Consider the following 25,355-nt stretch of genomic DNA (forward strand, 5'->3'; position numbering starts at 1 on the left):
ATGGAGACGGTTCGCATCGACGCCAGCTTCGATCGTTACGAGGAGTTGCTGTCGCTGATCCGTGCGTCCTTCGCCTATATGGACGGCCGCATCGATCCGCCCTCCTCAGCCCATGCCCTGACGGCGGCCTCCCTTAACCGGAAAGCAAGAGACGAGATCGCCTTCGCGGCCGTCGCCGGGCGTGACCTCCTGGGCTGCATCTTCTGCAAGCCGGAAGCGGACTGTCTCTATATCGGCAAACTCGCCGTCGCTCCCGGCTTCCAGGGAAAGGGAGTAGGGCGGATGCTCATCGCCGCCGCCGAGGAAACGGCGCGTGGTCTGGGCCTGCCTGCGCTGAGGCTTCAGACACGCATCGAACTCACCGGGAACCAGGCCGCTTTTGCGGCTTTGGGCTTCGTGGAGACGGCGCGAACCGCCCATCCAGGCTTCACCCGCCCGACCTCGGTCGATATGCGCAAAGTGCTCAGCTAGATCACGATGCTTTTGGGTCGGGTCGACCTAAAACACGACCGTGATCGGTTTCAGGAAGTTGAGACGCGGGATGCGGGCGGAAACCGCACACGTTCTTCCTCATCCCGCTCTTTTCCTCATTCCGCTCCAGGGCCGAGGTGCGGGGAGGTATCGCCGCGAGCCGGCACCCGCCGGAAGCCCGCAAAGAGAGACTGGAGCGCTTCGCTCCCCTGGGCTACGAGGTCGAAGCGGCGGCCGAACAGCAGCCATTCGGTACAGAGCCCCATCATCATCCAGCGCAGGGCTCGCGCCGCGGTCGGCGGCGCCCAGTGCTCCTGCAACTGACCCCTTTCCAGTGCCCGGGCGAAGGCAAGCTCCAGAAGGGCATCGTGGCGCTCCTCGATCTCGCGCTGGCGCACGAGAACGGCGGACATGTCATTGTCGTAGTCGCAGCGCAGCATGATCGCGAGAATGCGCTGCCGCTGCTCGTCCGCGGCCAGGGTCGTCAACCAGTCGCTGGTCGCGCTCTCGACGATGGCGAGCGTGTCGAAGGCTTCCGTTTCGATCTCGCGTGCGATCATGTCTTCGTGAGGCAGCGGCACGGCCTCGTAAAGGGCGAGGAAGAGATCCGTCTTGTTGGCGAAATGCCAGTAGATGGCGCCGCGAGTGACGCCCGCCTCCTTCGCCACTTCCTCGAGCGTCGTGTTGGGAACGCCCTTGTTGTAGAACATCCGCTCGGCGGCACACAGGATCTTCTGTCTTGTAGCCTCGGCGTCGGCCTTGGTTCGGCGCATCTATTCAAATTCTCCTTCGGCGACGGCCCGCCCGCCGCCGTGGGCGGGCGGGCTGTCTTCGATATTATTCGGCCGGGCTGGCGGTTTCGGATGCTGGCTTGGCCGCCTCCGGCGCCGCTCTTCCGCGTTCGAAGATCTTCATCACGAACACGAAGAAGACCGGGACGAAGAAGATCGCCAGCACCGTCGCCGAGATCATGCCGCCCATGACCCCCGTGCCGATGGCGCGCTGGCTGCCGGAACTTGCGCCCGTCGCGATCGCCAGCGGCAGGACGCCGAGGGTGAAGGCGAGCGAGGTCATCAGGATCGGCCGGAAGCGCAGATGCGCAGCCTCCAGTGTCGAGTCGATGAGCGACTTGCCCTGTTCGCGGAGTTCCTTGGCGAACTCGATGATCAGGATCGCGTTCTTCGCCGAAAGCCCGATGATCGCGATCAGGCCGACCTTGAAGTAGACATCGTTCGGCATGTCGCGCATCGTCACGGCAAGCACGGCGCCGATGACGCCGAGCGGCACGACCATGATGACCGAGACCGGAATGGACCAGCTCTCATAGAGTGCGGCCAGGCACAGGAAGACGAGCAGGCAGGAGAGCGCAATCAGGAGCGGCGCCTGCGAGCCCGACTGGATTTCCTGCAGCGACTGCCCTGTCCACTCATAGCCGAAGCCCGCGGGAAGCTGGGCCACCAGGCGCTCCATCTCGGCGATCGCATCGCCGGAGGAGTAGCCGGGAGCGGCCTCGCCGCTGATGCGGACCGCCGGATAACCGTTATAGCCCACCGTTTGCGTCGGCGCCTTGACCCATTCCACGTCCGCAAAGGCCGAAAGCGGAACCATGCCGCCATTGGAGTTGCGGACGTTCAGGTTCAGGAGATCCGCCGTCTGCATGCGCTTCGTCTCGTCCGCCTGCACCGTCACGCGCTGCATGCGGCCGGCATTCGGGAAGTCGTTGACATAGGACGAGCCGAGATTGGTCGAGATGGTCGAGTTGATGTCGGCAAAGGTCACGCCGAAGGTATTGGCCTTCTCGCGGTCGATATTGACGCTGACCTGCGCCGCATCGGGCATGCCCTCGAAGCGGACTCCGGTCAGGACCTTGCTCTGGGAGGCGAGGCCGAGCAGCTGATCGCGCGCTTGCGCCAGCGCCTCTTGACCGAGACCCGCACGGTCCTGCAGGCGGAAAGAAAACCCGCCGGTCGTCCCGAGCCCCTGGATCGCCGGAGGCGACAGAGCGAAGCTGATCGCATCCTTGATCTGGCTCATGGCCATCGTGGCGCGGCCGGCGATCGACTGGGCGGAGTTGTCAGCATCGCGCTCGCTCCAGTCCTTGAGCGTCACGAATGCGAGCCCCGCATTCTGCCCGCTGCCGAAAAAGGAAAAACCGTTGATCGCCACGATCGTGTCGACCGCCTTTTCCTGGCCGAAGATGGTCTCGGTCTGCTCGATCACCTCCGTGGTGCGGTTTGCAGTCGCTTCCGAAGGCAATTGCATCATCACGATGACGAAGCCCTGGTCCTCGTCCGGCAGAAAGGACGAAGGGAGCTGGAGAAAGGCCCAGCCGAGGCCGGCAAGCAGCGCTAGATAGATGACCATGAAGCGGCCGGTCCGCCTGACGATGCCTCCGACGGCGCGCGTGTAGCCGTGCGACGTCCGGTCGAAGCCGCGATTGAACCAGCCGAAGAAGCCGCGCTTGGCGTGATGGTGACCTTTCGGAACCTGCTTGAGGAAGCTTGCGCAAAGCGCCGGCGTCAGCGACAGCGCAAGCAGCGCCGAGAACAGGATCGAGACGACCATGGTAAGACTGAACTGGCGATAGATCACGCCGACGGCGCCCGGGAAGAAGGCCATCGGGATGAACACCGAAGCCAGCACCAGGGTGATGCCGATCACCGCACCGGTGATCTGCTTCATCGCCTTGCGGGTTGCATCCTTCGGAGTGAGCCCTTCTTCCGACATGATACGCTCGACGTTCTCGACCACGATGATCGCATCGTCGACGAGAATGCCGATCGCCAGCACCATGCCGAACATCGTCAGCACGTTGATCGAGAAGCCCATCGCCAGCATGACGGCGCAGGTGCCGAGCAGGGCGACCGGCACGACGATGGTGGGAATGATCGTGTAGCGGACGTTCTGCAGGAAGAGGAACATTACCAGGAAGACGAGGCCGACGGCCTCGACGAGGGTGTGCAGCACCTTCTCAATCGACACCGCGACGAAGGGCGAGGTGTCATAGGGGACCGAATATTCGAGCCCTTCCGGGAAGAACTCCGCCAGCTCGTCCATGCGCGCCTTGATCGCTGCCGAGGTCGACATCGCGTTGCCGCTCGGAGAGAGCTGCACGGCGATGGCCGCCGAGGGGCTGCCGTTGAGTCGGGTGGAGAAGGTGTAGCTTTCGCCGCCGATCTCGAGGCGCGCGACGTCGCGCAGCCGCACGGCGGAGCCGTCGGCATTCGCCCTGAGCACGATGGCACCGAATTCTTCCGGGCTCGAAAGCTGACCCTTGATGACGACCGGAGCGGTGACCTGCTGCGTGATCGGATTCGGCTGGGCGCCGATCGAGCCCGAGGCGATCTGGGCGTTCTGAGCCTGGATCGCTGCCGTGACGTCGGCCGCCGTCAGGTTGAGGCCGAGCATCTTGTCGGGATCGAGCCAGACGCGCATCGAGCGCTCGGTCGCAAAGAGCTGGGCGCGTCCGACGCCGGGCACGCGCTGGATTTCGCTGAGCACGTTGCGGCTGAGATAGTCGCCAAGCCCGATCGCGTCCATCGAACCGTCGGTCGAAGTCAGCGAGATGATCAGCAGGAAGCCGGCGCCGGCCTCGTCCACCTGCACGCCTTGCTGCCTGACGGGATCGGGCAGGCGCGGTTCGACGCGCTGCACCCGGTTCTGAATGTCGACGGAGGCCTGGCTCGGATCGGTGCCCGGCTGGAAGGTGGCGTCGATCGAGACCGAGCCGGAGGAGCTGGTCGACGATTCGAAGTAAAGCAGCCCCTCGACGCCGTTCAGCTCATCCTCGATCAGCCGCGTGACGCTCTGATAGGTGTCCTGCGAGGAGGCGCCGGGATAGTTGGTATTGATCGATATCTGCGGCGGTGCGACATCCGGATACTGCGAAACCGGCAGGAGCGGAATAGCGATGATGCCGGCGATCATGATGAAGATCGCCACCACCCAGGCAAAGATCGGCCTGTCTATGAAAAAACTGGGCATGATATCGGTCTCACTTCACTTCGGTGCCGGGCTTTTCGCCGGCATCTGCCGAAGCGCTGGCCTGTTCGGGCGCGGGCTTTGCGTTCGGGTTCCAGTCGGAAGGCTGCACGGGCGCGCCCGGGCCGACTTTCTGGAAGCCCTCGACTATGACCTTTTCGCCGGGTTTCAGGCCGGAGGTCACCTGCCAGCGCTCGCCGACGGTGCGTCCGAGCGTGACGTTGCGGAATTCAACCTTGTTGTCGGCATTCACGACATAGACCTGCGACTGCCCGGCATTGTTGCGCTGCACGGCCTGCTGCGGGACGGTGATCGCGTCCTTTTCCAAACCCTGCTGGATCTGGACGCGGACATACATGCCCGGCAGCAGATCGTTGTTCGGGTTGGGGAATTCGCCGCGCAGCGTCACCTGGCCCGTGGTCGCGTCGACGGCGGCTTCGGAGAAGAGCAGCCTGCCCTTGAGGGCGTAGGGCGTCCCGTCGTCGAGGATCAGCTGAACTTCGGCCTCGTTGTTGGCGCTCATCCACTGGCCGTCCTTGAGCGCCTTGCGCAGGCGGATCAGATCCGTCGCCGACTGGGTGAAATCGGCATAGATCGGGTCGAGCTGCTGAATCATTGCAAGGTTCTGGGTGTCGTTGGTGTTGACGAGCGCGCCTTCGGTGATCAGCGCCCGGCCGATCCGGCCGCTGATCGGAGCCGTGACGTTCGTATATTGCAGATTGAGCTTGGCCTCGGCGAGCCCTGCCTCGGCGATGCCGACATCGGCCTCGGCCTGGGCGAGGGCCGCGATCGCATCGTCGTACTGCTGCACTGCGGTGACCTGCGCCTCCTTCAGTCGCGACTGGCGGTCGGCCGTCCGCTTGGCCTGATCGACCACCGCCTGAGCGCGCTTCAGCGTCGCCGCGGCGCTGTCCACCTTGACCTGGAACGGTGCCGGGTCGATGCGGTAGAGCACGTCGCCTTCCTTGACCATGGTGCCCTGCTCGAACACGCGCTCGACGACGATGCCGGAGATGCGCGGGCGGACCTCGGCGATGCGGGTGGCGGTGATGCGGCCGGGCAGTTCGTTGGTGATCGGCAGCGGTTCCGCCTTCGTCGTGAAGACGGCGACCGGCGACGGCGGAGGGGCGGCAGCCGCTGCCTGCTGTTCTTCATTCTTCTGGCAGCCCGCGAGAAAAATCACGGATGCCAGCGCGGCGGCCAATATCGGTCGGTTCATGCGCATCGCAATGTCCATATTGTCAAAGGACCGGCCGCAGTCGCGGCGTTTCGCAAGCGCTGCGCGGTCCAAAAGTGAGGTGAAGCGGAGCCGGTATCGGCGTGGAAAATACCGGAAAGCTAATATACAGACGCCAATGTATGTTAATTTCTGCCGCAGTGCAACAGAGTTTCGACGCGCCGGACGGGGAGGCAAAAAAGGGAAGAGCCGCAACGGTTTCGGCGTTGCGGCGCGTGGTGATCACGCAGGTGTGATTCGGGCCGAAGCTGTTTCAGAGTGCAAATCGGCCCGTCATCCGGCTGCCGCGACCTTCTCCCCGCCGGCGGGGAGAAGGAAATAGGGGGACCGTCTGCGCCACGATGCCATGCCCCGCGGGCGGGGAGCGGGCAATCACACCGGCGCTTCGTCTCTTACTGACCCGACTTGATCACGCGCCCGTCCGCATCGAAGCGGTGCATGCTGCCGATTACCGGCGTCGCGTGGACGATGTCGTCGGCGGCGTAGCGGTGTTCGCCGAAGAGGCGCACCGTCAGCAGGCCGACCGTCTCCGATTCGATATAGATGATCGTGTCGGCGCCAAGATGCTCGACATGGATCACCTTGCCCTTCCAGTCCCCGCTTTCACGGGAGAGGCCGATATGCTCCGGACGGATACCGATCGTCTTTGCCTCTCCGTCGCCGAGCTTTGCGGCTTCGATGAAATTCATCTGCGGCGAGCCGATGAAGCCGGCGACGAAAAGGTTGGCCGGGCGATTGTAGAGCTCCATCGGCGAGCCGACTTGCTCGATCCGGCCGGCATTCAGCACGACGATCTTGTCGGCAAGCGTCATCGCCTCGACCTGATCGTGGGTCACGTAGATCATCGTCGCCTTGAGGCTGCGGTGAAGGCGGGCGATCTCGAGCCGCGTGTTGACGCGCAGCGCCGCGTCGAGGTTCGACAGCGGCTCGTCGAAAAGGAAGAGCTTCGGCTCGCGCACGATCGCGCGGCCGATCGCCACGCGCTGACGCTGGCCGCCGGAAAGCTCGGCCGGACGGCGGGCGAGATAGGGTTCGAGCGACAGCATGCCGGCCGCCTTGGCGACCTTTTCTTCGATCTCCGCCTTCGGCACACCCGCCTGCTTCAGCCCGAGGCCCATATTGTCCTTGACGGTCAGGTGCGGATAGAGCGCGTAGGACTGAAACACCATGGCGATGCCGCGCTTGGCCGGCGCCACATGGCCGACCTCGACGCCGTCGATCTGAACGCTGCCCGAGGTCGCGTCCTCGAGGCCGGCGATAGTGCGCAGAAGCGTCGACTTTCCGCAGCCGGACGGACCGACGAAGATGACGAACTCGCCGTCCTTCACGTCCAGGTCGATGCCCTTCAGCACCTCATGACTGCCGAAGGCCTTGCGGATGGTTTTGAGTTGAAGTGATCCCACGTGTCGCCCTCTTGGGTTAAAGCTCGACCGGCTTGCCGGTGCGCACACTCTCGTCGGCGGCGAGGCAGATCTTCAGCGACTGCACCGCATCGTCCATGTGCCGGCCGAGATCGATGTCTTCTCGTATGGCCTTGAGCACGAAGGCCTGCTCGCGCTCGCAAAGCTCCTGGTGGCCGGGCTCGCCCTCCATCACCAGGTCCTCGTCGGATTTCAGGAACCGGCCGTCCGGTCCCGTCGCGGCGCTGTGCACGCGGATGACGGACGTTTTCGTGTGCACGTCGATGTCGTCCGATTTGGCGTTCTGATCCATGACGATCGACACGGAGCCGTTCGGAGACATCACGTCCTTCACGAAAAAGGCCGTCTCGGAGATCATCGGGCCCCAACCCGCCTCGTACCAGCCCACAGAGCCGTCCTCGAAGATCACCTGCAGATGCCCGTAATTGTACATATCCGCGGCGATCTCGTTCGAGAGCCTCAAGCCCATGCCGCGCACCTCGACGGGCCTGGCATCGGTGATCTGGCACATGACGTCGACATAGTGGACGCCGCAATCGACGATCGGCGGTGTCGTCTGCATCAGCGACTTGTGCGTCATCCAGGTCGGGCCGCTCGACTGCTGGTTCAGGTTCATGCGGAAGACAAAGGGCCCTCCGAGCTTGCGGGCTTCCGCGATCAGCCGCATCCAGGACGGGTGGTGGCGCAGGATATAGCCGACGACCAGCTTGCGGCCGTTGGCCCGGGCGCAGGCGACGACGCGCTCGGCATCGGCGACCGTCGTTGCCAGCGGCTTCTCCACGAAGACGTGGGCTCCCGCCTCCATCGCCATCACCGCATAGTCCGCATGCGTGTCGGAATAGGTGTTGATCGAGCAGAGCTCGGGCTTCAGCGCGGCCAGCGCCTCCGGGAACGACGGCAGGATCTCGTATCCTGCCAGAGCCTCGGGCAATGCCACCTTCGATCGGTTGACCAGCCCGGCGATTTCGAAGCCGGGGTTCTGATGATAGGCGAGCGCGTGGCTGCGGCCCATATTGCCGAGCCCGGCGCTGAGCACGCGGATCGGGGGTGCGGATGAATTCACTTGACTGCTCCTGCCGTGATGCCGCGGATCAGCTGCCGCGAGAAGATGACGTAAAGGACGAGGACCGGGAAGATCGCCAGCGACAGCGCCGAGAGGACCGCGTTCCAGTTGGTGACGAACTGGCCGATGAAGATCTGCGAGCCGAGGGTGACGGTCTTGGTCGCCTCGGCGGGCGCGAGGATCAGGGGGAACCAGAGATCGTTCCAGATGGGGATCATGGTGAAGACGGCGACCGTCGCCATGGCCGGGCGGATGAGCGGCAGCACCAGCCGCAGGAAGATCGCATATTCCGACAGGCCGTCGATGCGTCCGGCATTCTTCAGGTCGTCGGATACGGTGCGCATGAACTCGGACAGAATGAATACCGCCAACGGCAGGCCTTGCGCCGTATAGACGAGGATCAGCGCGGTCAGCGTATTGACGAGACCAGTCGCCACCATGCCCTGCAGGATCGCCACCGTTCCGAGCCGGATCGGGATCATGATGCCAAGCGCCAGATAGAGTCCCATCAGCGTATTGCCGCGGAAGCGGTATTCGGAAAGCGCGAAGGCGGCCATGGCGCCGAACAGCAGGACGAGCGTGATCGAGACCACGGTGACGATGATGCTGTTCTGGAAATAGCCGATGAAGTCACCCTGCTTCAGCACCGTTTCGTAGCCGATCAGGCTGAAGGTCTCGGGTGTCGGGATCGCCAGAGGCTCCCGGAAGATCGCGTTGCGGCTCTTGAACGAGTTTACGATCGTCAGGAACACCGGAAAGAGTGCAACGAGCGTATAGGCGATCAGGGCCGCGTGAACGGCGCCCATGCGCACGAAGGAGGCGCGTGCTTTCGACATCTTCTATCCTCCTTAGAACTGATAGCGGCGCATGCGGCGCTGTATGCCGAAGAGATAGAGCGCGACGCCGGCGAGAATGATCAGGAACATGATCGCGGCGATCGTCGCGCCCATCGAACGGTCGCCGAGCTGAAGCTGGAAACCGAAGAAGGTGCGATAGAGCAGGGTGCCCAGGATGTCGGTCGACTTGTCCGGGCCGGCCAGCGCGCCCTGCACCGTATAGATCAGATCGAAGGCGTTGAAATTGCCGACGAAGGTGAGGATCGACACGATACCGATGGCAGGCAGGATCAGCGGAAGCTTGATCTTCCAGAACTGGCTCCAGCCGGTGACGCCGTCGAGCTCCGCCGCCTCGGTCACCTCGTCTGGAATGTTGAGGAGCGCCGCATAGATCAGCATCATCGGAATGCCGATATATTGCCAGACGGAGATAAGCGAAACCGCGATAAGCGCGGTGTCGGGCTTGCCGAGCCAGGGCCCGAACAGCGATCGCAGGCCGACCGTGTCGAGAAGATAGGGGGCGACGCCCCAGATCGGCGACAGGATCAGCTTCCAGATGAAACCGACGATGACGAAGGAGAGCAGCGTCGGCAGAAAGATCGCCGTGCGGTAGAAGGCGCCGAAGCGCAGCTTCGGGACGGACAGCATGGCGGCGAGCGCGATTCCGATCGGGTTCTGCACGGCCATGTGGATCAGGAAAAAGACGAAATTGTTCTTGAGCGCGTTCCAGAAATCCGCCGCCCAGCGCGGGTCGCCGAACAGAACCTTGAAATTGCCGAGGCCCACGAAGGTCAATTGGCCGTCAACCGTGTTGTAGAAGGACTGGCGCAGCGTCTCGAAGAGCGGAAGGATCATCACCGCCGTGTAGACGACGAGCGCCGGCAGCAGAAAGACGAGGATGTGCCAGCGCCGCGGGCGCCTGATCTCGGTGACGTCGGTCGTGATTTCACGTGGGTTCATCGGCCTCTGGCCCGTTCTCAAACCGGCTGGCCATAAGGGCGCAGCCTCGATTTCTTCGAAATTCGGCGCGGCTTCCTGCCTTGCACCGTGCTTCCGCCAGGCGTCCCGGGGTCGCGGAGAGCCGGCAAGCCGCTTCGATCCGCCCGTTACAGGCGCGCGGCGCCGTAGCGCCGGTGCCCGAGCAATCCATGACGCCGCCCCGCATGCGATACGTTTGCACATGTCGGGGAGGGTGCGCAGACGGCGTCCACGCACCCCGTTTCGGTCTTACTTTACCGGCTTGAACCAGCTGTCGAGGCCGTCCTGGAGCTTCTTGGCCGCCGCCTCCGGCGTGTCCGTGCCGTTGATGACATTGGCCGACATGACCCAGGTTTCGTTCTCGAGGTTAGGGGTTCCGCGCGACAGGATCTGATAGGTCGAGCGGATGGTCGGCTTGCATTTCTCCCGCCAGGAGACGAATTCCTGAGCGAGCGGATCGGACATCTTCACCGCCGTCGAATTCAGGCTGAAGAAGCCGGGCAGGGCGTTCGCATAGATTTCCGCGAACTCCGGCGAGGCGACCCAGGTGAGGAAGGTCTTGGCGGCATCCGCATTCTTGCTCTTGGCATTGAGTCCGATGCCGATGTCGTTGTGGTCGGAGATGTAGCAGGTGTCGCCCGCCTTCTTCACCGGGGGCGGAAAGGCACCCATCTTGAATTCGGCCTGTGTGTTGAAGCCGGAGATTTCCCAGGAGCCGGCCGGGTAGATCGCCGCCCGGCCGAGCGTGAAGAGGTTCTGGCTGTCCGGATAGGTCTGTGCCTCGAAGCCGTCGCCGAGATAATCCTTCCATTTCGCCAGCACGCGGAAAGGCTCGACCCACGGCTCGTCGGTCAGTTTCTGCTCGCCTTTCAGCAGAGCCAGACGGCCTTCCTCGCCCTTCCAGTAGTTCGGGCCGATGTTCTGGTAGCCCATCGTGGCGGCTTCCCAGAGGTCCTTGGTGCCCATCGCCATCGGGATGTAGTTGCCGTCCGCCTTGATCTTTTCGAGGACCGCGAAGAACTCCTCCTCGGTCGTCGGAACGGAAAGGCCGAGCTGGTCGAAGGCATCCTTGTTGTAGATGAAGCCGTGAATGACGGAAGCCATCGGCACGCAGAAGGTCGCCTTGCCGTCGTCGGTCGTCCACGCGGATTTGGCGACGTCGGAGAAATTCTCCATGCCCGGAAGACCGGTCAGGTCGGCAAGATGCTTCTTGTTGTAGAGTTCGAGCGAGGCGTCGAAGGGACGGCAGGTGATGAGGTCACCCGCGGAGCCGGCGTCGAGCTTGGCGTTGAGGGCGGCGTTGTATTCGGTGGGGGCCGAGGGCGCGAATACCACCTTGATGCCCGGGTTCTTCGCCTCGAAGGCGGGGATCAGCTTTTCCTGCCAGATCGCCAGGTCGTCATTGCGCCAGCTTTCGATCGTCAGCGTTGCGTCCTGGGCTTGGGCAAGCCCGGCCGAGCCGAGAATGCTCGATGCGAGCAGCAAGCCTTTCATTGTTGTGCGGGTCATGCAGTTTCTCCCCTTTAGGCGCGTGTCGCGCGGTTTTGAATTCCCAGTTTATCTCTCACGCCCCGACGATGGCGATCGCCCGGCGCAAATTCTGATCGGCGCGCTCGAGCGCGTCTTCGGCATGGGCGACGTCCCTCGCTCCGGAAGCGAGCAGGATCGCCAGCTTGACCGACCCGGCGGCAAGGCCGAGAAGCCTGTCCGCCTCGGCGGCGCCGATGCCGGTTATGTCCGAGACGATCCGGATCGCCCGGCCGCGCAGCTTGATGTTGTCGGCACGCAGATTGACCATGTGACCATCGAGCACGTGGCCGAGATGGATGCCGACCATGGTCGAGAGCATGTTGAAAGCGATCTTCTGAGCCGTCCCGGCGCCCATGCGCGTCGAGCCGGACACGACTTCCGGAGGCGTCTCCAGGAGGATGGAGACGTCGGCGTTCAGAAGGAGCGGTGCGCCGGCATTGTTGGCCATGCCGATGACGCGTGCGCCGCGTTGCCCGGCCTCGTCGGCAGCGGCGATCGCATAGGGCGTGGAACCGCTGGCAGAAACCGAAATGAGGCAGTCGCCCGCCCCGATTCCGGCGTTGCGCACATCGGCGCGCGCGAGCTCCATATCGTCCTCATAGCCGCCGGCAAGATCGGTGAGGCTTTCGGCGCCACCGGCAATGAGAATGACGATCTGCTCCCGAGCTATGCCGTAGGTGCCCGGCAGTTCGAGGGCGTCCGCCATCGCCATCAACCCGGAGCTTCCTGCGCCGGCATAGGCAAGCCGGCCGCCCGAGGCAAGGCTGTCCGCCGCAAGGCGGGCCGCGGCGGAAATCGGCTCGATCGCCTGTTCCACCGACCTTGCCGCCTCCTGCTGACCGGCTGCGAGCAAGCGAAGGGCCAGCTCCGGACGCATGACGTCCAGGCCCTTGGCGTTGTCGCGGCGTTCCTCGGTCTTGGCTGGCGGCATGGCGTCGTTCTCCTCTTCTGGAATTAATGCCAAAAAAATACCACTTGTCTAGGAGAAATTTAACTTTTACCGCAAGAAACCACTGAAAAAAGAAATAAATCCATAATTTTCAAAGAAATAGGCTGGGGAATGATCTGTAGTCAGAAATCTCGCTTGGTTAATGGTATTTTTTTGGTATCTTGTGGTGACGGAGGTACCCATGGCGTTTTACCTGATCGGAATTGATGGCGGCGGAACGAGCTGCCGTGCGGCTGTGGCAGCCCTCGACGGCCGCATTCTCGGCCGCGGCAAGGCGGGCGCCGCGAACATCCTTACCGATCCGGAAACGGCGCTGCAGAACATAACCGATGCGGCGCGCAACGCTTTCGGGGATGCGGGCCTCGACCAGGCCGCAATTGCGGCATCGCGCGCCATCGTCGGCGTCGCCGGCCACAATGTGGGCGATGCCGTTCATTACGTGAAGAGGCGGCTTCCCTTTGCTCAGGCCGATATCGAGTCCGACGGGCTGATCGCGCTGCAGGGCGCTCTCGGCGACGGGGACGGGGCCGTCGCGATACTCGGGACGGGCACGATCTATATCGCGCGCCGGGGCGATGAGATCAGCTATGTCGGCGGCTGGGGCTTCACCATCGGAGATCACGGCAGCGGCGCACGCATCGGTCACGCGCTGCTGCAGGAGAGCCTGCTCGCCTATGACGGCATACATGAAGGCTCGCGCGTGACCGATGCCGTGCTTGCCGAGTTCAACCACGACCCGCGCGACATCGTCGACTTCGCACGCCTCGCCAAACCCGGCGAGTTCGGCCGCTATGCGCCGCGCGTCTTCGAATATGCCGAGCGCGGCGACCCCGTGGCAGTCAGCCTGTTGGAGGCTGCCGCTGCGACGGTGGACGAGGCGCTCGACGTGGTGGTTTCGAGGGGAAGCGAGAAGCTGTGCCTGCTCGGAGGATTGGCGCCGCTTTATCGCCGCTGGCTCGCCGACCGACATCAGCCGCGCTTCGTCGACGCGCAGGCCGATGCTTTGACCGGCGCCGTCGCGCTGGCGGCGGCCCGTTTCGGCTCCCATTCCGGGGTATCGGCATGAACCAGCAGCTCGCCGCCATTCTGCCGCTCGAAACCCTGCAGTCGGGGGGCGCCGGCCCGCTCTATCTGAAGCTCAGACAATCGCTCGAAGAGGCGATCCTGTCGGGCAAGCTCAATCACGGAGATGCGCTGCCGCCGGAGCGGGATCTTGCGGATTACGCCAATGTCAGCCGAGTCACGGTCCGCAAAGCCGTCGACGATCTCGTGCGTGACGGGCTCCTCGTGCGCCGCCACGGTTCCGGGACCTTCGTCGTCCGGCCGGTTTCGCGCGTCGAGCAGTCGCTCTCGCGCCTGACCTCCTTCACCGAGGACATGGCCCGGCGCGGCCTCAACACGCGTGCGGAATGGCTGGAGCGCGGGCTCTTCCATCCCTCGCCGGACGAGATGATGACCCTCGGGCTTGCGGCCGACGCGCTGGTGGCTCGCCTTGGGCGGCTCCGTATTGCCGACGACATGCCGCTTGCGATCGAACGCGCCTGCGTTTCGGCGGAATTCGTTCCCGATCCGCTCGCGGTCGCCTCCTCGCTCTATTCAGAGCTCGAGAAGAAACAGGCCCGGCCGGTGCGCGCGGTGCAGCGGATCTCCGCCTGCAATATCAAGGAACCGGACGCGGCCATGCTCGGCGTCGCGGTCGGCGCCGCCGGTCTTTCGATCGAGCGCGTCTCCTATCTTGCTTCGGGGCGTGTGGTCGAATTCACACGGTCGCTCTACCGCGGCGATGCCTATGATTTCGTCGCGGAGCTGACGATCCCGGAAAATTGAGCCCGGCGTGGCCGGACGAGGGAAGGGCGGGACCAAAAGTGTAAAGCGGTTTTCCGCCCGCATCCCGCCTGTTTGATGAAAGGACATGACGATGCAGACCAACATGCGGCGAGAAATCGACGAGATTCCCGAGGCCGCAGCCCGGTTGCTGGAGCGCTCGGCCACGGAGCTGGCGCAAGCAGGCGCGGCGCTGCGCGACAAGGATCCGGCCTTTCTGGTAACGATCGCCAGAGGCTCTTCCGACCATGCCGCGCTGTTCCTGAAATACGCGATCGAGCTCACGATCGGTCGTCCGGTCGCCTCGCTCGGACCATCGCTGGCGTCGATATACGGTGCCGATCTGAAACTCGGCGGTGCGGCGGCGATTGCGATCTCGCAGTCCGGCAAGAGCCCGGACATCGTGGCCATGGCCGAAGCCGCGACACGCGCCGGCGCCGTTTCGATCGCGCTGACGAACACGCTGCCGTCGCCGATCGCCGAGGCCTGCACCCACCCGCTCGACATTCTCGCCGGGCCCGAAATTGCCGTTGCGGCGACCAAGTCCTATGTTAACTCGATCGTCGCCGGTCTTGCCGTGCTCGGCGAGTGGACCGGCGACGCGACGCTCAAGCATGCGGTCGCCGATCTGCCAAACCAGCTTGCCAAGGCCGTGAAGCTCGATTGGCAGGACTTTGCCGACGACCTTGCAGAAGCGGAATCGCTCTATGTGCTGGGCCGCGGTCCGGCGTTGGCCATCGCCAGCGAAGCGGCGCTGAAGTTCAAGGAGACGTCCGGCATGCATGCCGAGGCCTATTCCGCGGCAGAGGTGCTGCACGGACCGGTGGCGCTGGTCGGGCCCCGGTTCCCGGTGCTTGTGCTGGCCGCCCGCGATGCTGCCGAGGCCTCTGTCGCCGATATCGCGGACGGCATGAGTGCCAAGGGCGCGGTGGTGCACGTGACCTCGGCACGGGCAAGCAAGGCAAAGCGCCTGCCCTTCGTCGAGACCGGGCACCCGCTCACCGACGCCTTGGCGCTGATCCTGCCGTTCTATGGCTTCGTCGAGGCCTGGTCCCGCTCGCGCGGTCTCAATCCCGACGCACCGGAGAACCTCAAGAAGGTGACGGAGACACGATGACTGCGAAGAAGACGATTAGCGGAGCGCGGATTTTCGACGGCATCGACTGGCACGACGGGGCAGCCCTCGTGATCGAGGCGGGACACGTCAAGGCGATTGCGCCGGCGGGACGCGTCCCCGTCGGCGGCGAGACCGTCGACGCGCGTGGCCTGCTTCTCGTGCCCGGTTTCATCGATCTGCAGGTGAATGGCGGCGGCGGCGCGCTTCTGAACGAAGCGCCGACCCTCGAAAGCATCCGGCAGATCTGCGCGGCGCATGCGAAATTCGGCACGACGGCGCTGCTGCCGACGCTGATCACCGACACGCGCGCGGTCAGGACCGCGGCCATTGCAGCAGGCGTCGAGGCGAAAGCCGCGGCGGTTCCGGGCTTCCTCGGCCTGCATCTCGAAGGCCCGCATCTGTCCGTCGCGCGCAAGGGGGCTCACGATCCGGCGCTGATCCGCCCGATGGGCGATGACGATCTTGCCGAGATACTCGCTTGCGCAAAGGCGCTCGGCCGTCTGATGCTCACTGTGGCCCCGGAAAACGCCACCAGGGAGCAGGTGCGGGCGCTGGCCGATGCCGGCGTCGTGGTGAGCCTCGGCCATACCGACGTGGATTACGACACCGCCTGCGCCTATGCCAAAGCGGGTGCCCGGACCGTCACGCATCTCTTCAACGCCATGAGCGGGCTCGGCCACCGCGAGCCCGGCGTGGTCGGCGCGGCGCTTTCGACCGGCACGCTCCACGCCGGCATGATCGCCGATGGATTTCACGTTCACCCGGCCTCGATGGGCATCGCGCTGCGCGGCAAGAAAGGCCCGGGTCAGATTTTCCTGGTCACCGACGCCATGTCGCCGATCGGCACCGACCAGACGAGTTTCTTCCTGAACGGACGGGAAATCCTGCGCCAGGGCGGGCGCCTGACGCTTGCCGACGGCACCCTTGCCGGCGCCGATATCGACATGCTGTCGTCGGTCCGCTTCGTCCACCAAAGGCTTGGTCTGCCGATCGAAGAGGCGGTTCGCATGGCCTGCGCCTATCCCGCCGACGCCATGGGGATCGCCTCGCACAAGGGCCGGCTCCTGCCTGGTACGGATGCGGACTTCGTGCTGCTCACGCCGGAACTCGCAATGAAATCGACCTGGATCGCCGGGGAGGCGGTTTTCGCGGCTTGAGGCAGCTTGGCGGAGCGATACACGGCAAGATGCCCCTCACCCTAACCCTCTCCCCGCAGGCGGGGAGAGGGTACTTGCCCTATGAAACACGGGCAGTTGTGGCTGGGCAGGCAGTCTCCGCTTGTCCCTTCGCCCCGCCTGCGGGGAGAAGGTGGCCGGCGGGCCGGATGAGGGGCGGACGCGGAAGGAAGCCTCACAACTTACGCTTAAATCTTCGCCCCTATGGCATCGAGCCGCGCCCGCATCGCCCTGATCGTTGCTGCGTCCGTGCGGCGACGCTCCGACGCGGCGAATCCCATCTCGACGAGGCGCCTGTCTTTAGCCGGCTCAGAAACAGAACAGGACGAATGAACCTCGGCGACAGCAAGCCTCGGCACGATCGCTCCAACTGTGTCGATGGTGATGCCCGATCCGGGCATGATCGAGAGCCGTCCCGCCGCCAGTTCGATCAGTCTTTCCAGCGTATCGGCCGCTTCCAGTGCCGTTCTCGCGCCGCCCGAAGTCAGGATGCGTTCGAAGCCGAGATCGGCGGCGATCTCCACCGCCTCGGCGAAATCCGGCACCAGATCGAAGGCGCGGTGCAAGGTGAGCCCCAAACCTGACGCATGGCCGGCGAGCTTCGTCAGCATGCGCGCGTCCAGGCGGCCGTCGGCGAGCGATGCGCCGAGAACCACGCCGGCGAGCCCGGCATGCCGCGCGGCATCGATGTCGTGTCGCATGACCTCGAGGTCGGCCCTGTCATAGATGAAATCGCCCGCCCGCGGCCGGATCATCGCATAGACCGGCACCGGCGGTGGAGCGGCGGCGGCCATCAGGCCGGGGCTGGGTGTCAGCCCTCCCGCCCCAAGCGCCGAACAAAGTTCGATGCGGTCGGCGCCCCCGGCAACGGCGGCCTCCAGACCATCGGGATCGTCAACGCAGACCTCCAGCAATATGCGGCTCATGCCGATCTCCCAGCGAAGCCGAGCAGGGCGGCGCCGATCAGGCCCGGCTCCACCCGGCACTCGCCACGCACGACGAGCGGCCGGTCGAAACGCCTGAGGATGCGCGCCCGCACCGCCCGGTCGATTTCGGTCAGCAGCGCTTCGGCATTGGAAAGACCGCCGCCCACCGGCACGATCGTCGCCCCGGTGATGTTGATCACGAGCGCCAGCGGCGAACTCACCAGATCGACGAAGACGTCGATCGTGCGCGCCGCCTCGGCATTTCCGTTCTGCCAGCCTTCGATAATGTCGTGACTGGAGAGCACCTTGCCGTGGACCGTCTCGTGGAGCCTTTCCAGCCCGCGAGCACCGCCGACCGTATCGACGCAGCGGCTCTGACCGCAGCCGCAGGGAAAGGCCGGTATGTCAAAGGGCGGGTGTCCGGCGGCGGCCGCGACGGCGGGGCCGTGACCCCACTCGCCGGCAAAGCCGCCATCGGCATTGATCAGCCGGCCGTCGATCACTAGTCCGCCGCCGACGCCGGTGCCGAGGATGGCGCCGAAGACGATGCGATGGCCGCGCCCGGCGCCGACACCGGCCTCGGCAAGCGCGAAACAATCGGCATCGTTGGCGATCACCACCGGCAGGTGCAGCGCCGCTTCGAGTTCGGCGACGAGCTCACGCCCGTCGATGCAGGGAATGTTGGCGCATTTGATCCGGCGCGTCTCCGGATCGATCACCCCGGTGATCGAGATCGCCACCCTTTCGGGCAGGCCGCCCGCTTCGTCGAGCACGGATTCCATCGCCTCGACGAAGCGGCGGAAATCCGTGAGCGGCGTCGCGCGTCGGGGCAGCGGGAATATCCGCTCCGGCGAATGGGTGATCGCGCCCTTGATCGCCGAGCCGCCGATGTCGAAACAGACGATCATGCATCGCCCCGGATGGTCGCCTCGGCGGCGAGTGCTGCGGAAAGCAGGCGGTCGTCCTGGTGATGAGGCGCCGAAAGCTGGAAGCCGACCGGCATGCCGGCCGCACCCGTGCCGCAGGGAAGAGAGACGCCGCAGAAATCCAGGAAGTTGCCGATCGATGTATTGCGCAGCGTCCTGGCATTGACCTTGAAGAAGAGATCGTCGTCGGCAAGAAGCGGATCGAGCGGCGGCGCCACATGCGGCAGGGTCGGATGCGCAATCAGCTCGCCGGCCCTGATGCTCTCGCCCGCTTCATGGATCAGCCGGTCGCGGGCGTCGAGGATGGCGATGTAATCGCTGACGGTGATCTTCTCGCCGAGGCGGCTACGGGCGACGACACGCGGGTCCATGCGCTCCGCCTCAGGCCCTTCCAACCGTTCCCGGTGCAGCGCGTAGGCCTCTGCCGTCACAAGAGCGCCGTGGCGGGCGGTAAGCTCGAAAATTTCCGCAAAGCTCGGGAAGGCCTGCCGGCGGACCTTCACGCCCGCCGCTTCGAGGCGCTTGATCGCTTCCTCGAATGCGGTCACGACTTCCGGTTCGGCATCGTCGAAGACGATCGTCTCAGGAACGACGATGGAAAGATCGGCGATCTCGGCGCGGCGGATCACCGGCGCGGTCAGTCCATGCATGGCGGCGTCTGCCCAGACCGCATCCTGCACCGTCTGGCAAAGAGGGCCGAGCGAATCGAGGCTTTGCGCGAGCGGGAAGACGCCTTTCATCGCGTAACGGCCGCGTGTCGCCTTGTAGCCGACGATGCCGGTCATCGCCGCCGGGATACGGATCGAGCCGCCGGTGTCGGTGCCGATCGCCAGCGGCACGAGGCCGGCAGCGACCGCAGCGGCGGAACCGGAGGAGGAGCCGCCGGGAATGCGATGGACATCCGTGGACCTCGGATTGCGCGGCGTGCCGTAATGCGGATTGATGCCGAGCCCGGAGAAGGCGAATTCGCTCATATTGGTCCGCCCGACGCTGACCATGCCGGCGCTGCCGAGGTTCGCGACCACCGTTGCGTCGGCCGCGGCCGGCGGCCTTTCAGCGAGAACGACGGAACCTGCGGTCGTGACACCGCCGGCAAGATCGAAGAGGTCCTTCCAGGCAACGGGCAGGCCGTCGAGCAGCCCGAGGGAGCGGCCGGTCTTGATGCGCTCGGAGGCCGCCTTCGCTTCGCGCGCCGCACGCTCCTGCGTGAGTGCGACGAAGATCGATCGGTCGGGGTGGTTTTCGATCCGCGTCAGGGTTTCCGCGACAAGCGCGACGGGGTCGAGCTTGCCGGACTGCGCGAGCACGGCGAGGCTAGCAAGTGTTCGTTGGTTGATCATGGTACCTTTTCCCGCTGGCGTTCCAGCGCTCGGATACGACTTTCCTTCCCCTGGATCACGATGTTTTTAGGTCGGGCGACCTGAAAACATGGGCGTGATCGTTTCCAGGAGGTTGAGACGCGGGATCCGGGCGGAAAACCGCACACACTTTTCCTCGTCCCGCTCCAGCATATCGCATTCGTTCGACGCACACGACAATGCCCTCCTCGTTATTCCGATAGAGCAGGCGGGGTGCTTCTGCGATGGTAAAGCAACCGGCGAATTGGGGGCTGTCGCCACAAAAGGAAACAGCAGCAGGCCCGAAAACCGTCTCCGGCCGGCTTGCCCCTGCCGGCCGCTCTGCCTACATGCCTTCCGGTTGCACTTACCGGCCAGGGAGACGGTCATGATTCTCGATGCGGCGCGCCTTGCCTTCGCCAATCTTTTCGCGACGGAGACCCGCACGGTCTTCTGGAAGGTCATCGGGCTGACGCTGCTGGCGCTCGTCGCGCTCTGGTTCGCGCTGCGCGAGCTCTTCGTCTGGCTTGCCCTGCCCTGGATCGATGCGCTGATGCCGGGCACACCCGACTGGGCGGGGTGGCTCACTTTCGTGGTCGGGATCTTTGCGAGCCTGGGACTCGCGCTCGCTCTGGCGCTGCTGCTGGCGCCGGTGACGGCGCTGATTGCCGGCTTCTTCCTCGACGATGTCGCCGAGGTGGTCGAGAAACGGGACTACCCCGGCGAGGCGCCCGGCACGCCGCTGCCTCTCGCCGAGGCGATCACCGGTTCGGCGAAATTTCTCGGCGTCGTCATTCTCGGCAACATCGTCGCGCTCTTCCTCCTGCTGGTCCCGGGCGTCAATCTTGTCGCGTTCTTCCTCGTCAACGGCTATCTGCTCGGCCGGGAATTCTTCGAGTTCGCCGCCATGCGCCATCGTCCGCCCGCGGAGGCGCGGCTCTTCCGTGCCAAACATCGCTCGACCGTATTCCTCGCCGGCCTCGTGCTGGCGGCCTTCCTAGCCGTGCCTCTGCTCAACCTGCTGACGCCGCTCTTTGCCGCCGGCATGATGGTGCACCTGCACAAGATGCTCTCGGCGCGGGACACCGGTTTTGCGGGCACGACCGCGGCTGCGAGAAGCTGATCGCACCGCGCTCCCTTGACACCTGGCCGCGCGCCGACATTCTGCGCCCGACTTTGAATCCGACCGACGGAGAAGCATGATGCGCGATGCAGAAGAGCGGATCACCCGGCTCGAAGAGACGGTGGCTCATCAATTGAAGACCATAGAGGAGCTTTCGGACCAACTGGCGGAGCAATGGCAGGTGGTCGAGCAGACGCGCGCCAAGCTCGATCGTCTGACGGAACGGTTCCTGAGCCTCGAAGAACAGGCGCAAGATGCGACTCCGGTGACGCGCCCGCCGCATTATTGATGGCTCTTGATCCCACAAAAAAAGCCTCCGGTCGCATGAACCGGAGGCTTTTGAATAAGGTCAGATGTGCGACGATCAGTACGGGCAGGTCTCGTCGGTCATATAGTCGTGAACCTGGACCTTGCCGGCGATGATGTCGGCCTTCACCTTCTCGACCGCTTCCTTCATTTCCGGCGTGATCAGCGCCTGATTGTGCTCGTCGAGCGCGTAGCCGACTCCGTCTTCCTTGAGACCGAGATTGGAGATGCCGAATTCGAACTTGTCGTCCTTCGCGGCCATGAAGGAGTCGTAGACGGCGACGTCGACGCGCTTCAGCATGGATGTCAGCACCTTGCCCGGCTGCAGCATGTTCTGGTTGGAATCGACACCGATTCCGAGCTTGCCCGCATCCGCTGCCGCCTGCAGCACGCCCACGCCGGTGCCGCCGGCAGCATGATAGACGACGTCGGAGCCCTGATCGATCTGCGACTTGGCGATCTCGCCGCCCTTGACCGGGTCGTTCCATGCATCGGGCGTGGTGCCGGTGTAAGCTTCGAGCACCTTTACGTCCTCACCGGTCGACTTGGCGCCGCCGACATAGCCGCAGGCGAATTTGTGGATCAGCGGGATGTCCATGCCGCCGACGAAGCTGACCGTCTTGGTCTTGGAGGCGAGGCCGGCAAGAACGCCGACGAGATATGAGCCTTCCTGCTCCTTGAAGACAATCGATTTGACGTTGGGTTTTTCGACAACCATGTCGATGATCGCAAACTTTGTGTCCGGATATTCGCCGGCGAGCTTCTCGAGCGACGCGGCCCAGTTGAAGCCGGCCATGACGATCGGGCTGTTGCCGTCGCTGGCGAAGCGGCGCAGCGCCTGTTCGCGCTGAGCGTCGTTGGCGATCTCGAACTCGCGATATTCGATGCCGGTTTCGGCCTTGAACTTTTCGGCTCCGTTGAAGGCCGCTTCGTTGAAGGATTTGTCGAACTTTCCGCCGAGGTCGTAGATGATCGCCGGCTTGATGTCGGCGGCCAATGCCGTCGCGGACATCATCGAGAATGCAAGGAGACCGAGAATGGTTTTTTTCATTGTAAAGCCCTGTTGTCGCTATTGATCTTTTCGGGTCTTCCGCCGGTCCCGAACGGGGCCCCCACCGCGGAACCCGCCCCTCTCTTAAGGCTTGGGTGGGCGCATCCTTGCACGGCTTCGGCAAAAAAACATCCAAATTTTTTCGGATGGTAAAAAAGCGATCCGGCCGCTGAACTGGCCGGCGGAGGCAGCTCACGGCGCAAAAAAGGGGTGCGGACATATGTCCGCACCCCGTTCGATCCTACGCATGTCGAGAGCGTCGGCTTCGACGCGCCGCGGAACGGTCAGGCGCCGATCGGGCAGCTGACGCCGGTGCCGCGCAATCCGCAATAGCCGTCCGGATTCTTGGCGAGATATTGCTGGTGATAGTCTTCGGCGAAGTAGAAAGGTCCCGCCTTCGCGATTTCGGTGGTGATCTCGCGATCATGCTTGCCGACCCGCAGCGCCTTCTGGAAGGCGTTGCGCGCAGCATTCGCCTCGGCGAGCTGCTCCTCGTCATAGACATAGATCGCCGAGCGGTAGGTGGTGCCGACGTCGTTGCCCTGGCGCATGCCCTGGGTGGGGTCGTGCTCCTCAAAGAATGTCTTCAGCAGGCGCTGAAGCGAGACCTTGGCCGGATCGTAGACCACCAGCACCACCTCCGTGTGGCCGGTCAACCCCGTCGTCGTCTCCTGATAGGTCGGATTGGGCGTGAGCCCGCCGGAGTAGCCGGCAGCCGTCACGTAGACGCCGGGGATTTCCCACAGGAGACGCTCGGCGCCCCAGAAGCAGCCCATACCGAAGAGGATCTTCTTCATGCCCTCCGGATAAGGGCCCTTGAGCGGCCGTCCGGACACGAAATGCGTCGTCGCGGTCGGGATCTCCTCCTCTCGGCCGGGCAGCGCCGTTGCAGCATCGGGCAGGATGGTCTTCTTGTTGAACATGTCGATCAGAAACATCTGAGGCTCCTTTCGTCAGCGCTCGTGGGAGCAAGCCGTGCGGCTCCGGCGCTCAGGCGGCAAAGCGCCCGGCAGCGGGTTTCTTCCTGTATCCGGCCATCCACAGGAGGAGGGCGAGGGCGAGGAATACGGCAAAGGCGGGCTGCGCCAGAATCCAGTGCAGCGCCCTGAGCCACATTGCAGGCCCGGCTCCGGTCCGCTGCAGCGACTGAATCCAGTTCAGTTGGTCGGACCCGATCGCCGCTATGCCGTCGGCAAGCGAAGTGATGACCGGCTCCGACGCCGCTACCGACTGAATGGAATCGATCGTCCCTGCAAAGACCGCAGCCATCAGCGCCAGAAAGCTCGCAAACCGAAGCAGCAACCGCATCCGCTCCCCCCTTTCGGCTCGTCCTGCGCAAGAGATAGGCGCAAGGGCGGGCAAGCGCAATGGCGGGTCATCCGCAGCAGCTTTCACGGCCTGTCAATAATATGTCAGAAACCAGTTGATCCCGCGCGCATCATCGGTATATATCGCGCCCGTCTCCCGGTTTCACCGGTGACGCGGAGAAGCTTCGCTTTTCCCCATCCAGCCGGATCGACCGCCGGCTGCAGAAGGATGGACAGGTGGCCGAGTGGTTGAAGGCGCACGCCTGGAACGCGTGTATACGTGAAAGCGTATCGAGGGTTCGAATCCCTCTCTGTCCGCCATGTTCCTTGATTTTCCGGCGTTTTTCCGAATTGTTCGCCTTTCGCCATCACTTGGCAGCCAGGTTCAGACTGGATCTTTGCTGGCGTCGGTGTTGCGGGGGGCAGTAGTCATCTTCTCTGGCTCGTCGCCGGTTTCGAATCTTCTTCTGTTGGATACGTTCTCGTTCATTTCGATCCCCTGCTTCGGTCGCAGGAGAAGCTATGACCGATTCATCGGCCAGAGTTTACGCAAACAAATACCTATCCTTTGCGGTCCTCATGATCGCTCTCTTCTTTGGCGCGATAGAATACGGCGATGGCATTGCGGATATGGGATTCGCTGAACCCGAAGATTCGGCGAGAGCGTTAATTGCCTCCTTCGTAACGGCTGCCGCCGTCGCGCATCACATAAAAGCCTCGCCGATCTCGCGCCAGAACAGGAGCCAGTAGGTTGACGAATTTGTCGAACCGTAACCTCTAGATCTGGCGCGGGATGAAATAGCCTTTGATCTGCTGCGAGTTTAGCACCGCGATCTGCGTGTGGCTTTTCTGGAAAAAGCCACCGCCAGGATAGGCGGGCTCGCCCTCCGTAAACAGGCCACGCACTGTGTCAAACCGCTCGACAGGAGAAGAGGACCCTGCCTGCTTGACTTGCACATCGATAACTGCGTGAAGGTGCTTGATGACGGCACAGTCAAGATATCTTAATAGCTTATCTTTATTTCCACCGTGCTTCAGATCCTGATTTTCAGGTATCGGAAGGCCGGCTACCTTTTGAGTTTGACAGAAAGCCTCGTACGCAACCTGCAGAAGTTCGAGATTTTCTCGGACGAGAAGGTCAAGGCAGTTTCCCAAGTCGATGACGGCGCCGAGCACGAAGGACTCTGAATATCGGCCGGTACGAACTTTCCAGTCAGCCCATTCCTTTGCGCGCCGGGGATCGCTCTCCCAAAAATAGGTGCCCGGTCCTAACCAGTCGAAATCTTCGTTGCTTGAGCGGAGTTCATCCTCGCCAGCGAGCACACGCATGCCAACGTTTTTGTCACAGCCGTGGTAGCCGAGTACAAAGGAAGTAGTTAGCCGTGTCACGTTAAATCAGAGAGAGCTGCTCTTGTTCTACGTCGCTCTTCCCGCCAAATTCCGGGGCGAGGTCGCCGTCCTCTGTGTAGATACCCTCATCGATTAGAGATCGACGCGCGGTATCGCGATCAACCGTGCTGCGACGAGCGTGATCGCGCAGAATCATTTTCAACGCCTCTCGCTGCTGGTCGGTCATGAGTTTCTCCCGATGAGCGTATGCGCTAAGACATACAAGTGACATACATACATATTCGTTTCGATTTCACAACAAAATGTTGAGGCCCTCAACTAGCGCGACAAAAGGTGCCCGTCTCCACCTTGACCACCACCCCAAGTCGAGCAACATTTCGTTCGGCAACATAGAGGGGCGACTCGTGAAGTCCAAAATCCTTGCCGCGGCAGCCATCGCCGCGACGA

The 25,355-nt window shown here is 63.6% G+C and carries 25 protein-coding genes and 1 tRNA gene; 9 read left to right on the forward strand and 17 right to left on the reverse strand.

The features are described from left to right. The gene (locus AC5J09_RS13090) at positions 1 to 471 is read left to right on the forward strand and encodes a GNAT family N-acetyltransferase (RefSeq protein ID WP_100669889.1); all 471 of its coding nucleotides are present in this window, start codon (positions 1 to 3) and stop codon (positions 469 to 471) included. Positions 472 to 587: 116 nt separating this feature from the next. Here the strand turns inward: AC5J09_RS13090 and AC5J09_RS13095 are convergent, their stop codons facing one another. From AC5J09_RS13095 to AC5J09_RS13135, 9 genes are all read right to left on the reverse strand, one after another. Beyond that, positions 588 to 1,244: a TetR family transcriptional regulator gene (locus AC5J09_RS13095; RefSeq protein WP_494297770.1), complete on the reverse strand. Its 657-nt coding sequence runs from the start codon at positions 1,242 to 1,244 to the stop codon at positions 588 to 590. A 64-nt stretch (positions 1,245 to 1,308) separates the two neighbouring features. Continuing rightward, complete coding sequence (locus AC5J09_RS13100) at positions 1,309 to 4,455, reverse strand: multidrug efflux RND transporter permease subunit (protein ID WP_100669887.1); 3,147 nt, start codon at positions 4,453 to 4,455, stop codon at positions 1,309 to 1,311. Between the two features lie 10 nt (positions 4,456 to 4,465). Next, positions 4,466 to 5,677, reverse strand: a complete 1,212-nt coding sequence (locus tag AC5J09_RS13105) for an efflux RND transporter periplasmic adaptor subunit (RefSeq protein ID WP_494297771.1) — start codon at positions 5,675 to 5,677, stop codon at positions 4,466 to 4,468. 404 nt (positions 5,678 to 6,081) lie between these two features. After that, positions 6,082 to 7,092 (reverse strand): ABC transporter ATP-binding protein, encoded by a 1,011-nt coding sequence (locus AC5J09_RS13110; RefSeq protein ID WP_018093823.1) that lies wholly within the window; start codon positions 7,090 to 7,092, stop codon positions 6,082 to 6,084. 16 nt (positions 7,093 to 7,108) lie between these two features. After that, positions 7,109 to 8,173 (reverse strand): Gfo/Idh/MocA family protein, encoded by a 1,065-nt coding sequence (locus AC5J09_RS13115; RefSeq protein ID WP_437408029.1) that lies wholly within the window; start codon positions 8,171 to 8,173, stop codon positions 7,109 to 7,111. After that, a complete protein-coding gene (locus tag AC5J09_RS13120) occupies positions 8,170 to 9,009 on the reverse strand; it encodes a carbohydrate ABC transporter permease (protein WP_018093825.1) in 840 nt (279 codons plus the stop codon). Before AC5J09_RS13120 ends, AC5J09_RS13115 begins: the two co-directional genes overlap by 4 nt. A 12-nt stretch (positions 9,010 to 9,021) precedes the next feature. Then, positions 9,022 to 9,969 carry a carbohydrate ABC transporter permease gene (locus tag AC5J09_RS13125; protein ID WP_018093826.1) on the reverse strand — a complete coding sequence of 316 codons (948 nt, stop codon included), beginning with the start codon at positions 9,967 to 9,969 and terminating at the stop codon, positions 9,022 to 9,024. Positions 9,970 to 10,236: 267 nt separating this feature from the next. Further along, positions 10,237 to 11,496, reverse strand: a complete 1,260-nt coding sequence (locus AC5J09_RS13130; protein ID WP_324762681.1) for an ABC transporter substrate-binding protein — start codon at positions 11,494 to 11,496, stop codon at positions 10,237 to 10,239. A gap of 55 nt (positions 11,497 to 11,551) precedes the next feature. Next, positions 11,552 to 12,448: an N-acetylmuramic acid 6-phosphate etherase gene (locus AC5J09_RS13135; RefSeq protein ID WP_494297772.1), complete on the reverse strand. Its 897-nt coding sequence runs from the start codon at positions 12,446 to 12,448 to the stop codon at positions 11,552 to 11,554. A gap of 199 nt (positions 12,449 to 12,647) precedes the next feature. Between AC5J09_RS13135 and AC5J09_RS13140 the strand changes: the two genes are divergently transcribed. The 4 genes from AC5J09_RS13140 to nagA all read left to right on the forward strand — a co-directional run bounded on the left by AC5J09_RS13140 (position 12,648) and on the right by nagA (position 16,564). Next, complete coding sequence (locus AC5J09_RS13140) at positions 12,648 to 13,532, forward strand: glucosamine kinase nucleotide-binding domain-containing protein (protein WP_494297773.1); 885 nt, start codon at positions 12,648 to 12,650, stop codon at positions 13,530 to 13,532. Continuing rightward, entirely contained in the window at positions 13,529 to 14,293 is a 765-nt protein-coding gene (locus AC5J09_RS13145) for a GntR family transcriptional regulator (protein ID WP_018093830.1), read from the forward strand. The genes AC5J09_RS13140 and AC5J09_RS13145 overlap by 4 nt, the downstream gene beginning before the upstream one ends. Positions 14,294 to 14,384: 91 nt before the next feature. Beyond that, the gene (locus AC5J09_RS13150) at positions 14,385 to 15,407 is read left to right on the forward strand and encodes an SIS domain-containing protein (protein ID WP_102761812.1); all 1,023 of its coding nucleotides are present in this window, start codon (positions 14,385 to 14,387) and stop codon (positions 15,405 to 15,407) included. After that, positions 15,404 to 16,564, forward strand: coding sequence for an N-acetylglucosamine-6-phosphate deacetylase (nagA, locus tag AC5J09_RS13155; RefSeq protein WP_494297774.1), 1,161 nt, complete (start codon positions 15,404 to 15,406; stop codon positions 16,562 to 16,564). The genes AC5J09_RS13150 and nagA overlap by 4 nt, the downstream gene beginning before the upstream one ends. Positions 16,565 to 16,770: 206 nt before the next feature. Here the strand turns inward: nagA and AC5J09_RS13160 are convergent, their stop codons facing one another. Genes AC5J09_RS13160 through AC5J09_RS13170 form a run of 3 tightly spaced genes read right to left on the reverse strand, consistent with a single transcriptional unit; the run spans position 16,771 to position 19,774 of the window. Beyond that, a complete protein-coding gene (locus AC5J09_RS13160; protein WP_494297775.1) occupies positions 16,771 to 17,508 on the reverse strand; it encodes a copper homeostasis protein CutC in 738 nt (245 codons plus the stop codon). Continuing rightward, on the reverse strand, positions 17,505 to 18,416 hold the full coding sequence (locus AC5J09_RS13165) for an ROK family protein (protein ID WP_494297776.1): 912 nt from the start codon (positions 18,414 to 18,416) through the stop codon (positions 17,505 to 17,507). The genes AC5J09_RS13160 and AC5J09_RS13165 overlap by 4 nt, the downstream gene beginning before the upstream one ends. Continuing rightward, positions 18,413 to 19,774: an amidase gene (locus tag AC5J09_RS13170; protein ID WP_494297777.1), complete on the reverse strand. Its 1,362-nt coding sequence runs from the start codon at positions 19,772 to 19,774 to the stop codon at positions 18,413 to 18,415. Before AC5J09_RS13170 ends, AC5J09_RS13165 begins: the two co-directional genes overlap by 4 nt. Before the next feature lie 385 nt (positions 19,775 to 20,159). Between AC5J09_RS13170 and AC5J09_RS13175 the strand changes: the two genes are divergently transcribed. Together AC5J09_RS13175 and AC5J09_RS13180 are read left to right on the forward strand one after the other, a co-directional pair. Beyond that, positions 20,160 to 20,894 (forward strand): sulfate transporter family protein, encoded by a 735-nt coding sequence (locus AC5J09_RS13175; RefSeq protein WP_018093837.1) that lies wholly within the window; start codon positions 20,160 to 20,162, stop codon positions 20,892 to 20,894. A 79-nt stretch (positions 20,895 to 20,973) separates the two neighbouring features. After that, positions 20,974 to 21,183 (forward strand): SlyX family protein, encoded by a 210-nt coding sequence (locus AC5J09_RS13180; protein ID WP_494297778.1) that lies wholly within the window; start codon positions 20,974 to 20,976, stop codon positions 21,181 to 21,183. 75 nt (positions 21,184 to 21,258) lie between these two features. Here AC5J09_RS13180 and AC5J09_RS13185 read toward each other — a convergent pair whose 3' ends face one another. The 3 genes from AC5J09_RS13185 to AC5J09_RS13195 all read right to left on the reverse strand — a co-directional run bounded on the left by AC5J09_RS13185 (position 21,259) and on the right by AC5J09_RS13195 (position 23,559). Next, on the reverse strand, positions 21,259 to 22,251 hold the full coding sequence (locus tag AC5J09_RS13185) for a BMP family lipoprotein (protein ID WP_018093839.1): 993 nt from the start codon (positions 22,249 to 22,251) through the stop codon (positions 21,259 to 21,261). A 284-nt stretch (positions 22,252 to 22,535) separates the two neighbouring features. Beyond that, positions 22,536 to 23,189, reverse strand: a complete 654-nt coding sequence (msrA, locus tag AC5J09_RS13190; RefSeq protein WP_018093840.1) for a peptide-methionine (S)-S-oxide reductase MsrA — start codon at positions 23,187 to 23,189, stop codon at positions 22,536 to 22,538. A gap of 52 nt (positions 23,190 to 23,241) precedes the next feature. Continuing rightward, positions 23,242 to 23,559 (reverse strand): membrane protein, encoded by a 318-nt coding sequence (locus AC5J09_RS13195; protein ID WP_018093841.1) that lies wholly within the window; start codon positions 23,557 to 23,559, stop codon positions 23,242 to 23,244. A gap of 230 nt (positions 23,560 to 23,789) precedes the next feature. Here AC5J09_RS13195 and AC5J09_RS13200 point away from each other — a divergent pair. Both AC5J09_RS13200 and AC5J09_RS13205 read left to right on the forward strand, forming a co-directional pair. Then, positions 23,790 to 23,879: transfer RNA gene (locus AC5J09_RS13200), tRNA-Ser, on the forward strand. 201 nt (positions 23,880 to 24,080) lie between these two features. Beyond that, positions 24,081 to 24,308 (forward strand): hypothetical protein, encoded by a 228-nt coding sequence (locus AC5J09_RS13205; protein ID WP_494297779.1) that lies wholly within the window; start codon positions 24,081 to 24,083, stop codon positions 24,306 to 24,308. Between the two features lie 27 nt (positions 24,309 to 24,335). On the opposite strand, the gene AC5J09_RS13210 is transcribed toward AC5J09_RS13205, so the two are convergent. Together AC5J09_RS13210 and AC5J09_RS13215 are read right to left on the reverse strand one after the other, a co-directional pair. Next, positions 24,336 to 24,887, reverse strand: coding sequence for a hypothetical protein (locus AC5J09_RS13210; RefSeq protein ID WP_494297780.1), 552 nt, complete (start codon positions 24,885 to 24,887; stop codon positions 24,336 to 24,338). 61 nt (positions 24,888 to 24,948) lie between these two features. After that, complete coding sequence (locus AC5J09_RS13215; protein WP_494297781.1) at positions 24,949 to 25,134, reverse strand: hypothetical protein; 186 nt, start codon at positions 25,132 to 25,134, stop codon at positions 24,949 to 24,951. Positions 25,135 to 25,355: the final 221 nt, after the last annotated feature.

The sequence above is a fragment of the Sinorhizobium sp. genome (genome assembly GCF_059070375.1).